The 13360-nt window shown below is 66.1% G+C and carries 13 protein-coding genes; 9 read left to right on the top strand and 4 right to left on the bottom strand.

Annotated elements, in window-relative coordinates; translation table 11 throughout:
* The first annotated feature begins 344 nt into the window (after positions 1-344).
* The 9 genes from CT676_RS29565 (at position 345) to CT676_RS29525 (ending at position 7898) form a co-directional block, all read left to right on the top strand.
* Complete coding sequence (locus CT676_RS29565; RefSeq protein WP_085398526.1) at positions 345-1193, top strand: transporter substrate-binding domain-containing protein; 849 nt, start codon at positions 345-347, stop codon at positions 1191-1193.
* 188 nt (positions 1194-1381) lie between these two features.
* Positions 1382-2044, top strand: a complete 663-nt coding sequence (locus CT676_RS29560) for an amino acid ABC transporter permease (RefSeq protein WP_008131668.1) — start codon at positions 1382-1384, stop codon at positions 2042-2044.
* Positions 2041-2847, top strand: a complete 807-nt coding sequence (locus CT676_RS29555; RefSeq protein WP_085398520.1) for an amino acid ABC transporter ATP-binding protein — start codon at positions 2041-2043, stop codon at positions 2845-2847. The genes CT676_RS29560 and CT676_RS29555 overlap by 4 nt, the downstream gene beginning before the upstream one ends.
* On the top strand, positions 2847-3602 hold the full coding sequence (locus CT676_RS29550) for an SDR family oxidoreductase (protein ID WP_085398521.1): 756 nt from the start codon (positions 2847-2849) through the stop codon (positions 3600-3602). The genes CT676_RS29555 and CT676_RS29550 overlap by 1 nt, the downstream gene beginning before the upstream one ends.
* Positions 3599-4726, top strand: a complete 1128-nt coding sequence (locus CT676_RS29545) for a muconate cycloisomerase family protein (protein ID WP_085398522.1) — start codon at positions 3599-3601, stop codon at positions 4724-4726. The genes CT676_RS29550 and CT676_RS29545 overlap by 4 nt, the downstream gene beginning before the upstream one ends.
* A gap of 254 nt (positions 4727-4980) precedes the next feature.
* Positions 4981-5400: an HIT family protein gene (locus tag CT676_RS29540; protein ID WP_085398523.1), complete on the top strand. Its 420-nt coding sequence runs from the start codon at positions 4981-4983 to the stop codon at positions 5398-5400.
* A 9-nt stretch (positions 5401-5409) separates the two neighbouring features.
* A complete protein-coding gene (nudC, locus tag CT676_RS29535; protein WP_085398524.1) occupies positions 5410-6354 on the top strand; it encodes an NAD(+) diphosphatase in 945 nt (314 codons plus the stop codon).
* A gap of 13 nt (positions 6355-6367) precedes the next feature.
* A complete protein-coding gene (locus CT676_RS29530) occupies positions 6368-7291 on the top strand; it encodes a sugar kinase (RefSeq protein ID WP_085398525.1) in 924 nt (307 codons plus the stop codon).
* A gap of 97 nt (positions 7292-7388) precedes the next feature.
* Entirely contained in the window at positions 7389-7898 is a 510-nt protein-coding gene (locus tag CT676_RS29525; protein ID WP_014491365.1) for an Lrp/AsnC family transcriptional regulator, read from the top strand.
* Positions 7899-8075: 177 nt separating this feature from the next.
* Here the strand turns inward: CT676_RS29525 and CT676_RS29520 are convergent, their stop codons facing one another.
* The 4 genes from CT676_RS29520 to CT676_RS29505 form a co-directional block, all read right to left on the bottom strand.
* Entirely contained in the window at positions 8076-9575 is a 1500-nt protein-coding gene (locus tag CT676_RS29520; RefSeq protein WP_085398210.1) for a phosphomannomutase/phosphoglucomutase, read from the bottom strand.
* 209 nt (positions 9576-9784) lie between these two features.
* Positions 9785-10297, bottom strand: a complete 513-nt coding sequence (locus CT676_RS29515; RefSeq protein WP_085398211.1) for a TIGR02281 family clan AA aspartic protease — start codon at positions 10295-10297, stop codon at positions 9785-9787.
* 259 nt (positions 10298-10556) lie between these two features.
* Positions 10557-13034: an ATP-dependent helicase HrpB gene (gene hrpB, locus CT676_RS29510; RefSeq protein WP_167768201.1), complete on the bottom strand. Its 2478-nt coding sequence runs from the start codon at positions 13032-13034 to the stop codon at positions 10557-10559.
* 116 nt (positions 13035-13150) lie between these two features.
* The coding region (locus CT676_RS29505; RefSeq protein ID WP_244623303.1) for a UDP binding domain-containing protein at positions 13151-13360 on the bottom strand (210 nt) is incomplete at its 5' end.

Raw genomic sequence — 13360 nt, 5'->3', positions numbered from 1 at the left:
GAAACCTCTCAATTTTCTCGCGAAAATAGCTCGAGCCGACGCGCTCGCCGGGCCTTCCCTCGCGCATCGTCGCGAAGTGCAGATGCGGACGTTCGCCTCGGAAAGCGTCATGGCCGATGGGCTCCCTGCCTATCTTCGAGGCCCCGCACATCCCTGAGGCAATCGAGTCTTGACAGGGCCCGCCCGGCAGCGCCTTTCTATGAAATCCTGCCGGAACCGAAACAAAGGGTGCGCGAAAATCCGATCCTGAGCATTTTTCAGCCGGCTGACGCCGATTGATGGGCGAATTTTTCGCGCGAGATCAACCACTCACCTTCATCCAACCAGAAAAGCGATTCCTCAAAATGGTTACACGTCGTGATGTCGCATCGATTGTCGGACTTGGCGCGATGGCTGCAGCCACGCTGGCCTCACCGGCCGTGGCGCAGACCGCAGCGGATTCCAACGAATCGACCTTTGCCCGCATTCGCCGCACCAAGAAGATGCGGATCGGCGCGGTCGGCGGCGGCGCGCCCTATTACATGAAGGACCTCGCCAGCGGCCAGTGGAAGGGCTTCTACATCGACATCGCCAAGGCGCTCGCCGACGACATGGAGGCCGAGCTCGAGATCACCGAGACCACCTGGGGCAATTCGGTGCTCGATCTGCAGTCCAACAAGATCGACATCTTCTTCGGCCTCAACCCGACCCCGAAGCGCGCGCTGGTGGTCGACTTCTCGGTGCCGGTCTTCAACAACGCCTTCGGCATCCTCTGCAAGAAGGACTTCAAGCCGAAGAGCTGGGCCGAGCTGAACTCGCCCGACGTCAAGATCGCCGTCGACCAGGGCTCGTCGCACGACCAGGTCGTCAGCCGCCTGACGCCGAAGGCGCAGATCTCGCGACTGAAGACCGCCGACGATGCCACCGCCGCGCTGCAAACCGGCCGCGTCGACGCGCAGTGCCTGATCACCATGCTGTCGCTGACCGTGTTGAAGAAGAATCCCTCGCTCGGCCAGTTCGTGCTGCCGACGCCGATCTTCGCCACCACGTCGAACGCCGGCTTCCGCCGCGAGAACGACAAGACCTTCCGCGACTACGTCAACACCTGGATCGACTTCAACAAGGGCCTCGGCTTCATCCGCAACGCGATCATCACCAACATGGAGCTGGTGGGCGTGACCGAAGCGGACATTCCGCCGGGCGTTTCGCTGTAGGTGATGAGCGCCTGAAGTATCCACACCGTCATGGCCGGGCTTGTCCCGGCCATCCACGCCTGACTCGCGGCACCAAGAACGTGGATGCCCGGGACATAGGCGAGCGGAAGCGACGCCGTCCTTCGGACGGCTACGCCCGGGCATGACGACAAGTTTCTGAACTGACATCGGGTAAAAGTAACGCACGCATGTATCAGTGGGACTTCGGCATCCTCTGGAGCTATCGCTGGCTCTTTCTCAACGGGCTCGGCGTCACCGTCGGCTTCACCGTGGTCATCGTCGTGCTCGGTCTCGTCTTCGGCCTGTTCGGCGCGTTCGGCAGCCTGTCGCGCTTCAAGGCGGTGCGTCTCCTCGCCCTCACCTTCATCGAGGCGTTCCGCTGCACGCCGATCCTGGTGCAGCTGATCTGGTTCTATTACGCGCTGCCGATCCTGGCCGGCGTCGAGATGACGCCGATCACGGCCTCGGCGCTCGCACTCTCGCTCTATGGCGGCTCGTTCTATTCCGAGATCATCCGCGGCGGCATCATCTCGATCGACAAAGGCCAGTCGGAAGCCGGCGCCGCGCTCGGCATGACGCCGGGACAGAGCATGCGGCGCATCGTGCTTCCGCAAGCGATCAAGCGCATGATCCCGGCGCTGATGAACCAGTCGATCATCCAGTTCAAGAACACCTCGCTGGTTTCGGTGCTCGCCGTGCCCGACCTCGTCTACCAGAGCCAGGTCGCCGCCCATGACAGCTACCGGCCGCTCGAGACCTACACCGCGGTCGCGGTCGCCTATGCGGCGATCCTGATTCCCTTGACCATCATCGTCCGCCGCGGCGAGAAGCGACTGGCGGTCAGCGAATGAGCGAGCCATCCAGGAACACTTCGAAGATCGAGATCCGCAGCCTTCGCAAGAGCTTTGGCAGCAACGAGGTTCTGAAGAACATCAGCCTCGACGTGGCCAAGGGGGGCGTGGTGGCGCTGATCGGCCCATCCGGCTCCGGCAAGTCGACACTGCTCCGCTGCATCAATCTGCTGGTCGTGCCCGACGGCGGCAGCGTCCGCGTCGGCGACACAAGCTTCCAATTCGGCGAAGGCGCCAAGCTTCCGGACGTGAAGACACTCGCCAAATTCCGCACCACCACCGGCATGGTGTTCCAGCATTTCAATTTGTTCCCGCACATGACGACGCTTCAGAACGTCATGGAGGGGCCCGTCACGGTGCGCCGCATGGCCAGGGCGGACGCCGAGAAGCTCGCGCGCGCGCAGCTTGCCAAGGTGGGCCTTGCGGAGAAGGCCGACCAATATCCGGCGACGCTGTCCGGCGGGCAGAAGCAGCGCGTCGCGATCGCACGTGCGCTCGCGATGGAGCCGGACGTGATGCTGTTCGACGAGGCCACCTCGGCGCTCGATCCCGAGCTCGTCGGCGAGGTGCTCGCCGTCATGCAGCGGCTGGCCTCGGAAGGCATGACCATGGTGATCGTGACCCATGAGATCGCCTTCGCCCGCGAGGTCGCCGACCGCCTCATCTTCATGCGCGACGGCGTCGTGGTCGAGGAAGGTCCGGCGCGGCAGGTGATCGACAATCCGCAGGAAGCCGCGACGCGCGCCTTCCTCAGCCATTTCCACCGCACCGGCGCGTTGCCGCCGGCCAACGTAGCACCGTGATGCCTGATATCGATCGCGCCTATCTCGTTACCGGTGCCGCCAGCGGCATCGGCCGCGCCACCGCAAAACTGCTCGCGGCCCCCGGCACCGCGCTGCTGCTCCACACCCGCTCGAACGCGGAAGGTCTCGATGCCGCCGCGGCCGAAGCCGAAGCGAAAGGCGCCGCCGTCGCAAAATGCCTCGGCGATCTCGCCGAGGAAGCAGCCGTTACCGACGCCGTCGCCGCCGCGCAACGCGTTTTCGGACGGCTCGACGGATTGATCCTGGTCGGCGGTCATGCCCGCCGCGGCAGCGCGATCGGCACGCCGGCGGATCAGTTCCGGCAGGCGATGGACGAATCGGCGCTGGCGTTCACGCGGCTGGTCGACGCCGCGCTGCCGCTGCTGCGTGCCGGGCGCGATACGCGGATCGTGGCGGTGTCCTCTTTCGTCGCGCATGCGATCCGGCCGGAATTCGCACCCTTTGCCGCAACGGCGGCAAGCCGCTCCGCGCTCGAAGCGCTGGTGCGTCTCACCGCGATCGAGCTCGCAAAAGACGGCATCACCGTCAATGCTGTGTCACCCGGCCTCATCATCAAGGACAAGCCGAGCGAGAGCCGGCTCTCGCCCGAGCAGATCGCCACCACCGAGGCGCTGATCCCGATGCGCCGCCGCGGGCGGCCGGAAGAAGTGGCCGAGATCATCGCCTTCCTGGCATCACCGAAGGCGTCCTACGTCACCGGCCAGGTCTGGCACGTCAATGGAGGCCTGACATGACCGAAGCAACCGTCGAACGCATCAGGCTGTTCCTGATCGAGAGCCCGATCAAGATGGCGCGCCTCCAAGGCGTCGGCAACGTCAAGGGCACGGTGAAGCGCGTGCTGATCGAGCTCACCGCGAGCGACGGCGTGATCGGCTGGGGCGAGGCGGCACCGTGGGAAGTGTTCACGGGGACGCCGGAAGCGGCCTTCTCCGCGCTCGACATCTATCTGCGGCCGATCGTGCTCGGCAAACCCGTGCGCCGCATCCGCGCGCTGATGACCGAGCTCGACCGCGCGCTGGTCGGTCATGCCGAGGCCAAGGTCGCGATCGAGATGGCGCTGCTCGACATCGTCGGCAAGTCGTCGGGATTGTCGGTCGCCGACCTGCTCGGCGGCCGCGTGCGCGACACGATTCCCCTCTCCTTCTCCATCGCCGATCCCGATTTCGCCGCCGATCTCGAACGCATGCGAAAAATGGTTCCGGACGGCAACGTCATCTACAAGGTCAAGACCGGCGTGAAGCCGCATCGCGAGGATCTCGATCATCTCGAAGCGATCCGCAAGGAATTCGGCGACAAGGTCGATCTGCGCGTCGATTACAACCAGGCGCTGGCGCCGTTCGGCGCGATCAAGATTTTGCGCGACATCGAGGAATTCGCACCGACCTTCATCGAGCAGCCGGTGCCGCGCAAATATCTCGACGTGATGGCGCAGCTCACCGCGGCGCTGGAAACACCCGTTCTCGCCGACGAAAGCTGCTTCGACCGCCGCGACATGATGGAGGTGGTGCGCCGCGAAGCCGCCGATGCCGTCTCGATCAAGCTGATGAAAGCCGGCGGCCTGTTCGAGGCGCAGGCGATCATGGCGATCGCCGACATCGCCGGCCTGCCCGGCTATGGCGGCACGCTGTGGGAGGGCGGCATCGGGCTTGCCGCCGGGACGCAGCTGATCGCGGCAACGCCGGGCATCTCGCTCGGCTGCGAATTCTACATGCCGCATCACGTGCTGACCGAGGACGTGCTGGAAGAGCGCGTTGCCAACCGCGCCGGCCATGTCGTGGTGCCCGACGGCCCGGGCCTCGGGATCCGCGTCAGCGAGGCCTCCGTCCGCGCCAATGCGCGGGTGCTTGCGGAGGCGTGAGTTCGTCATTCCGGGGCGCGCGTAGCGCGAGCCCGGAATCCATAACCACAGGGAGGGGTTGTCGCGCGAGCTGGTCACCACGCATCTTCGCCAAACTTCTCTCTGTGGTTATGGGTCCCGGGCTCGCGCTTTGCGCGCCCCGGGACGACAGCGGAGCATGCCGCCCCCGCGGTCCCTAACCTTCCCCTAGCTAACTCCGTATCGTATGGTCCGGCCAAACAAGCCCGCCCCCATCGGGCCATCCGGAAACGCATATGTCTGAACCCGCCTGGTCGCTGCACTCCCGCCTGAAAGAGGACACCATCGACATCGGCGACCTGCCGCTCTCGAAGGTCCTGGTCATCAAGGACGCGCATTATCCCTGGCTGCTGCTGGTGCCGCGGCGACCCGATGCGGTCGAGATCATCGATCTCGACGAGGTGGAGCAGGCGCAACTCATGACGGAGATCTCCCGCGTCTCGCGCGCGCTGAAAGAGATCACCAAATGCGACAAGCTCAATGTCGCCGCGCTCGGCAACCTCGTGCCGCAGCTTCACGTCCACATCATCGCACGCCGGACCAGCGACGCTGCATGGCCGCGGCCGGTCTGGGGCGTGATGAAGCCCTTGGCGCATGACGCCACCGAGGTGCAGACTTTCATCAGCGCGCTTCGCCGCAAGATCTGGTTGGGTTGAGAACAAGAAATGTCAGCATTCGACTCGTTTCCGCTGGGACAGCCGGCCTTCGTCACCAACGTCCTCGATCGCGCCGCGCATCTGCGCCGCGACGACGAAAAGCTGTTCGCGATGGAGCAGAAGCCATTGTCGCGCGCCTATGTCGTCTACCGCGACTCGCTGCTGGTGAAGCGCGAGGGCGACAAGGCGCGCGCGCTGCTGGGAGTAGACGAGGCGCTGAAATGCGGCGCCAACCCCGGCACGATCTTCTTAGGCCTGCGCGACGGCGCCGCGGTGTTCGGCATGGGGATGTCGCAGGCGGCGGCCGAGAAGCTGATCGGCCGCGAGGACTACACCGTCACCGAGCTGCGCGGCATGGCGATGCAGGGCGCGATTCCGCCCGGCGAGCTCTCGGCGATCGCGATGGCGAAGTCGATGGTGAGCTGGCATCAGCGCCACGGCTATTGCGCCAATTGCGGCACGCGGAGCGCGATGAAGGAAGGCGGCTGGAAGCGCGAGTGCCCTGCTTGCAAGGCCGAGCACTTTCCGCGCACCGATCCCGTCGTGATCATGCTGGTCGCCTCCGGCGAGAAGTGCCTGCTCGGCCGCCAGAAGCAGTTCCCGCCGGGGATGTATTCCTGTCTCGCCGGCTTCGTCGAGGCCGCCGAGACCATCGAGGACGCGGTACGCCGGGAAATCCTCGAAGAATCCGGAATCCGCTGCACCGACGTGCAGTATTACATGACGCAGCCCTGGCCCTATCCATCGTCGCTGATGATCGGCTGCAGCGCGCGGGCGCTCAACGAGGACGTCGTCGTCGATCATTCCGAGCTGGAGGACGCGCGCTGGTTCACCCGCGAGGAGGCCGCGCTGATGCTGACGCGGACGCATCCGGACGGGCTCGCCGGCCCGCATCCGTTCGCGATCGCCCACCACCTGCTCGGCCGCTGGGTGCACGACAAGACCGGCGCGTAAGCTGGGGCCGCCGGTGGCCATATCAGGGACCGCGCCGCACATCCTTTGCATCGGCATTCCCGTGCGCGACCTCACCTTTCGCGTCGAGGCCGTGCCCGCGCGCGGCAGCAAGGCCAACGCCACGCATCTCGCCGAGATCTGCGGCGGCAACGCGCTCAATGCTGCGATCGCCATCGCGCGGCTCGGTGGCCGGGTCTCCTTCGCAGGACCGATGGGCGATGCACGGGAAGCGTCGAGCGGCTTCATTCTCGAACAGATGGCCAGTGAAGGCATCGACACGACGCACGTGGTGCGCGTGCCCGGCCTGACCACGCCGGTCTCCGCGATCCTGATCGAGCCCTCGGGCGAGCGGACGCTGACGATCTATCGCGATCCCGGCCTGTGGAGCGTGAAGCTGCCGGACGGTGACGCGCTGCTCGCCGATTGCCGGGCGGTCCTCGTCGAGAGCCGCTGCGGCGCCCTTTGTATCGATCTCTGCGCCGAGGCGCGACGGCGCGGCATTCCTGTCATCGTCGGCGTCGATCGCGCGATGTCGTTGCAGGACGGCCTGCTCACGGCCGCCTCGCACGTGCTGTTCGCCAGCGACCAGGTGCAGGAGACGGCCGGTGTCGCCGATGACGGCGAGGCATTGAAGCGCCTGGCAGGGCTGACGCCGGCCCTTCTCGCCGCCACGCGCGGCCCGCGCGGCACGATCTGGCTGAACGAGGCGGGCAAGCTGGAGGAGACCCCGGCCTTCCCGGTTCAGGCGGTCGATACGCTCGGGGCCGGCGACGTTTTCCATGGCGCCTTCACGCTTGGCCTCGCCGAGGGCGCGGAGGTGCGGGAGGCGCTGCGATTCGCCGCGGCCGCCGCAGCGCTGAAATGCACCCGCCACGGTGGCGGCATGGCCGCCCCACAACGCGTTGAAGTTGAAGAGCTTTTACGAGGCAGGCTCTAGAGAAGTTCCACTGTTACGCCGAGATTATAGGCTTGCCGTGGAAAGATTTTCTCTATATCAGGGAAATCAGCCCCTGAAATGGAACAAAGTTCTTCAAATGACTGACCTCGCCGTGCAACTCCCCGAGACCAGCCGCCGCCTCGATGCCATCGACCGCAAGATTCTGATGGTGCTCCAGGAGGATGCGTCCCTCTCCGTCGCCGAGATCGGCGACCGCGTCGGGCTGTCCTCGACCCCCTGCTGGAAGCGCATCCAGCGCCTCGAGGCCGACGGCGTGATCCTGAAGCGCGTCGCCCTGGTCGACCAGAACAAGATCGGGCTCGGCATCTCCGTATTCGTGTCAGTCGAGAGCGCCGACCATTCGGACGCCTGGCTGAAGAAGTTCGCCGAGGCCGTGAGTGCCATGCCCGAGGTGATGGAATTTTACCGCATGGCCGGCGACGTCGACTACATGCTGCGCGTCGTGGTCGCCGACATGCAGGCCTATGACGTGTTCTACAAGAAGCTGATCAGCGCCGTGCCGCTGAAGAACGTCACCTCGCGCTTCGCGATGGAGAAGATCAAGTCGGTCACCGCGCTGCCGATCCCGGCGGTGGTGGCGGCTTAGAGGCTTAGTTCTCAGGTCTCACCACAAGGAAGCTGTCATCGCCCGGCCTTGACCGGGCGATCCAGTATTCCAGAGGCGGCGATTGGATACGGAGAAGCTGCGGCGTACTGGATGCCCCGGTCAAGCCGGGGCATGACAGCGGAGATTTGCGGCGCGGGTTGTGCTCCCTGATGCCCCTCAAATCGTCTGATTGTACGCGCCGACTTCGGGATGCGTGCGGAGCACGCTGTTCACCATCTCGAACATGTCGTGCATGCGCTGCTCGGAGACCGGGCTCTCGACCACGACGACGAGCTCGGGCTTGTTGGAGGACGCGCGCACCAGGCCCCAGCTGCCGTCCTCGACCGTGACGCGTACGCCGTTGACGGTGACGAGATCGCGGATCGCCTGGCCGCCGATCTTGGCGCCCTTGGCCTGCAAGCCTTCAAAATGCTTCACCACCTGGTCGATGACGCCGTATTTGGTCTCGTCGGCGCAATGCGGTGACATGGTCGGCGACGACCAGGTTTTCGGCAGCGCGTTCTTCAGATCGGCCATCGACTTGCCCGGCGCGCGGTCGAGCATGTCGCAGATCGCGAGTGCCGACACCAGGCCGTCGTCGTAGCCGCGTCCATACGGCTTGTTGAAGAAGAAGTGGCCGGACTTCTCGAAGCCCGCGAGCGCACCCGTCTCGTGGGTGCGGCGCTTCATGTAGGAATGGCCGGTCTTCCAATAGGCGACCTTGGCGCCCTGCTTCTGCAGCACGGGATCGGTGACAAACAGACCGGTCGACTTCACGTCGACGATGAAATGCGCATCCTTGTGGATCGCCGACATGTCGCGGGCGAGCATCACGCCGACCTTGTCGGCAAAGATTTCCTCGCCGGTGTTGTCGACGACGCCGCAGCGATCGCCGTCACCGTCGAAGCCGAGACCGACATCGGCCTTGTGATGCAGCACCGCGTCGCGGATCGCGTGCAGCATTTCCATGTCTTCCGGATTCGGATTGTATTTCGGGAAGGTGTGGTCGAGCTCGGTGTCGAGCGGGATCACCTCGCAGCCGATCGCCTCCAGCACCTGCGGCGCGAACGCGCCGGCAGTGCCGTTGCCGCAGGCGGCGACGACCTTGAGCTTGCGGGTCAGCTTCGGACGGCCGGTGAGATCGGCGATATAGCGCGCCGGATAATTCTCGTGGAACTGGTAGGAGCCGCCGGCCTTGTTCTTGAATTCGGCGTTGAGCACGATCTCCTTCAGCCGCGTCATCTCGTCGGGGCCGAAGGTCAGCGGGCGGTTGGCGCCCATCTTCACGCCGGTCCAGCCGTTGTCGTTGTGCGAGGCCGTGACCATGGCGCAGCAGGGCACGTCGAGATCGAACTGCGCGAAATAGGCCATCGGCGTCACCGCGAGCCCGATATCGTGCACCTTGCAGCCCGCAGCCATCAGGCCGGAAATCAGCGCATATTTGATCGAGGCCGAATAGCCGCGGAAATCATGGCCGGTGACGATCTCCTGCTTGACGCCGAGCTCCGCAATCAGCGCGCCCAGCCCCATGCCGAGCGCCTGGATTCCCATCAGGTTGATTTCCTTCTGGAACAACCAGCGCGCGTCGTATTCGCGAAAACCCGTGGCCTTCACCATCGGCTCGGATTCGAAGGCATAGGTGTTGGGCAACAAGACGGATTTCGGCTTGGGGAACATTGAGACGGTCTCGTGAAAATGGCGGGAATTGATGCAGCCTTAGCGAATGCCGGGCCGCAGCGGAAGGCGGGAATGGCAGCTTATGGCTTATAATTGCGGCAGTTTGGTAACGGGAAAACGCGGCCCGGCGCGAGACTTCCGCCAATGCCGTCCTGAAAAAATCCGTGCGAACGACCGTTCGTCGGCGCGGTGAGCGCCTTTGAGGCGGCTTACTGCTCCAGCACCATCTGGCCGTTGGCGTATTCGAAGCGCTTGAGGCGGGACAGGAAGGAGAGGCCGAGCAGGTTCTCCGACAGAGCCTCGTCCGGCAGCACCATGGCGTCGACGTCGCGCACGACGAGGCCGCCGACCTCGAGCATGGCGATGCGCGTGCGCGCCGCCTTGATGGTGCCGTTGGCGGTCGAGACGGTGGCGTTGTACTCGCCGCGCGAGGGACGGAGGCCAAAGCGGGCGGCCGAGCTCTCGTTCAGCGCGACCACGGAGGCGCCGGTGTCGATCATGAAGCCGATCCGTTGGCCGTCGATGCGGCCTTCGGCCTGAAAATGGCCACGGCCATCGCGGGAGATGGCGAGGCTGCGCCCACCGGCCGGCGCCGTCGCAGCAACCGTGATCGTCGTGCGCGGCGCTGACGTCGCGGAGGCGGAACTCATCCTGTCCGCCATCTGCGCCATGAACGTGCCGAGGCCGATCATGATGGCCGCGAGGATCATTATGTTACGCATCACACCACTTCCGAGCCGGAAAGCTCGATTTCACCACGCGACACGTCTGGCCGCGAGCGACGCTGCGGTCAGAGCGCCGCTATTTTGACGAAAAGGATGAGCGGAGGGTTAATGGCGCAGTGTCGCCAGTACGACAGATCCTCATCCTGAGGAGCCCGCCAACGGCGGGCGTCTCGAAGGATGGCCGCGGGCGAAAGTTGGGCCTGCATGGTTCGAGACGCGCGTTCCGCGCTCCTCACCATGAGGGTCTACTTGCGGTTCACGTCCCGCGCGGCTTGACCCGCCGGGTCGGCAGCGCGCTCGCCGGATCCTCCGGCCAGGGATGGCGCGGGTAGCGGCCGCGCAGGTCGGAGCGTACCGCGGCGTAGCTGCCGCGCCAGAAACCGGGGAGGTCGCGCGTCACCTGCACAGGGCGCTGCGCCGGCGACAGCAATTCCAGCACCAGCGGCACCTTGCCGGCGGCGATCGACGGATGGGTGTTGAGCCCGAACAATTCCTGGAGCCGCACCGCGATAGTCGGCCCCTGCTCGGCCTCGTAGTCGATCGCGAGCACGCTGCCGGTCGGCGCCTCGAAATGCGTCGGCGCCTCGCGATCGAGCCTTGCGCGCATCTCCCAAGGCAGCAGCGCCATCAGCGCGTCGGACAGATCGCCGGCCGAGATGTCTTTGAGTGCGATCTTGTCGTAGAGCGCCGGCACCAGCCAGTCGTCGCGCCGCGCGATCAGTCCGTCGTCGGACAAATCGGGCCAGCTGTCGCCCTCGGCCTTGCGCAGAAACATCACGCGGTCGCGCCACTGCTTTGCGGCCTTCGACCAGGGCAACCGGTCGAGACCTGCGGCAATCAGCCCATCTGCTAAGATGCGCGCGGTGTCCTCCGAAGGCGACACCGCGAGTGTTGCCTCCGACAGTGTGATCGCATGCAGCGCGCGCTTGCGCCGCGCGCGCAGCGCCATCGCGCCACGATCGAAGGAGATCTCGTCGACGGTCTCGATATGCTCGGCGAAATGCCGCTCGATGTCGTCCTCGCCGATCGGCGCTGCCAGCAGAACGCGGCCGCTCGCCGCCGTGCCCGTCATCTCGCCGATCGCGATGTAGGGCGCGCGGGCGAGCGACGAGGTCTGCTCCACCGCGGCGCCGCGACCATTGGCGAGCACGAAGGTGCCATTGCCGCGGTTGCGCGCGACACGGTCCGGGAAGGCGTAGGCGAGCATCAGGCCGGTCGAGAGATCGTCCTGTCCGGTTGCGGCCTTCTCCGACGCCGTCACCTGCGAAGCCCAGCGCCGCGCGAGATCGCGCGCGCTCGCGGCGCGCGGCGAGCGATCGCGGCGGAACTGGTCGCGCCGGTACTCGAGATCGACGCTGTCGCCGCCGAGCCCGCGCTCGGTGATGATGGCCGCGATCTCGGCGGCGGCTTCGCCGCTGCCCACGCGATGCGAATCCACGATCATGCGCGCCAGCCGCGGCGGCAGCGCCAGCGCGCGCAGGCTTTTGCCTTCGGCGGTGATGCGGCCGTCGCCATCAAGCGCGTTGAGCTCGGAGAGAAGGCTTTTCGCCTCTTTCCAGGCGGGCAGCGGCGGCGGATCGAGGAATGACAACGCCGAAGGATCGGCGACGCCCCATTGCGCGAGGTCGAGCACCAGCGAGGAGAGGTCGGCGCTGAGGATTTCCGGCTGGGTGTAGGGCGCAAGCGAGGCCGTCTGCGGCTCATCCCAGAGCCGGTAGCAGACGCCGGGCTCGGTGCGGCCGGCGCGGCCGCGGCGCTGGTCCACCGCCGCACGCGCAGCGCGCACGGTCTCGAGCCGGGTCAGCCCGATGTCGGGCTCGTAGCGCGGCACGCGGGCGAGACCGGAATCGACCACGATGCGCACGCCCTCGATGGTGAGCGAGGTCTCCGCGATCGAGGTCGCCAGCACCACCTTGCGCGTGCCCTTCGGCGCGGGCGCGATCGCGCGGTCCTGCACGGCAGCGTCGAGCGCGCCGAACAACGGCACGATCTCGATGCTGGCATCCTGGACGCGCTCGCTGAGGAAATTCTGGGTGCGGCGGATTTCGGCGGCGCCGGGCAGGAACGCCAGCACCGAACCGCTGTCGGCGCGCAGCGCGGACGCGATCGCATCCGCCATCTGCCGCTCGACCGGCGCATCCGCCTTGCGGCCGAGATAGCGCGTCTCGACCGGAAAGGCGCGGCCCTCGCTCTCGACAACGGGCGCTTCCCCGAGCAGCTTTGCCACGCGCGCGCCGTCGAGCGTTGCCGACATCACGAGGATGCGCAGATCCTCGCGCAGGCCGGTTTGCGCGTCGCGCGCCAGCGCGAGGCCCATGTCGGCATCGAGCGAGCGCTCGTGGAATTCGTCGAACAGGACGGCCGCGATGCCGGAGAGCTCGGGATCGTCGAGGATCTGGCGGGTGAAGATCCCCTCGGTCACCACCTCGATGCGCGTCGCGCGCGAGATCTTCGAGCCGAAGCGGACGCGGTAGCCGACGGTTTCGCCGGCGCGCTCGCCAAGCGACTTGGCCATGCGCTCGGCACTCGCCCGGGCAGCGATACGCCGCGGCTCCAGCACGATGATCTTCTTGCCCGCGGCCCAGGGCGCATCCAGCAGCGCCAGCGGCACCCGCGTGGTCTTGCCTGCGCCGGGCGGCGCCACCAGCACAGCGGCGTTATGCACCTCCAGCGTGCGCGAGAGGTCGTCGAGCACGGCGTCGATCGGGAGGGGCGTGTCGAAGCTGCGGGGCAAGGCCTATCCATTCGTCATGCCCGGCCTTGTGCCGGGCATCCACGTCTTCGACTAGAAACAGACGTGGATGGCCGGGACAAGCCCGGCCATGACGAAATCGTTGCGGCAGTGGACCGTCAGCCCTGCACCGGCGGACGGCCGATGCTCTCGTAGGTGAAGCCGGCGGCTTCCATGTCTTCGGGACGGTAGACGTTGCGGAGATCGACGACGACGGGCTGCGTCATGGTCGCCTTCAGCCGGCCGAGATCGAGCGCGCGGAACTGCACCCATTCGGTGACGATGACGAGCGCATCGGCGCCTTGCGCGCAGGAATAGGCGTCCTCGCA

The sequence above is a fragment of the Bradyrhizobium sp. MOS001 genome (assembly GCF_004634465.1).
Taxonomy (GTDB): Bacteria; Pseudomonadota; Alphaproteobacteria; order Rhizobiales; family Xanthobacteraceae; genus Bradyrhizobium; species Bradyrhizobium barranii.
This window is presented reverse-complemented; position numbering and strand designations above follow the sequence as displayed.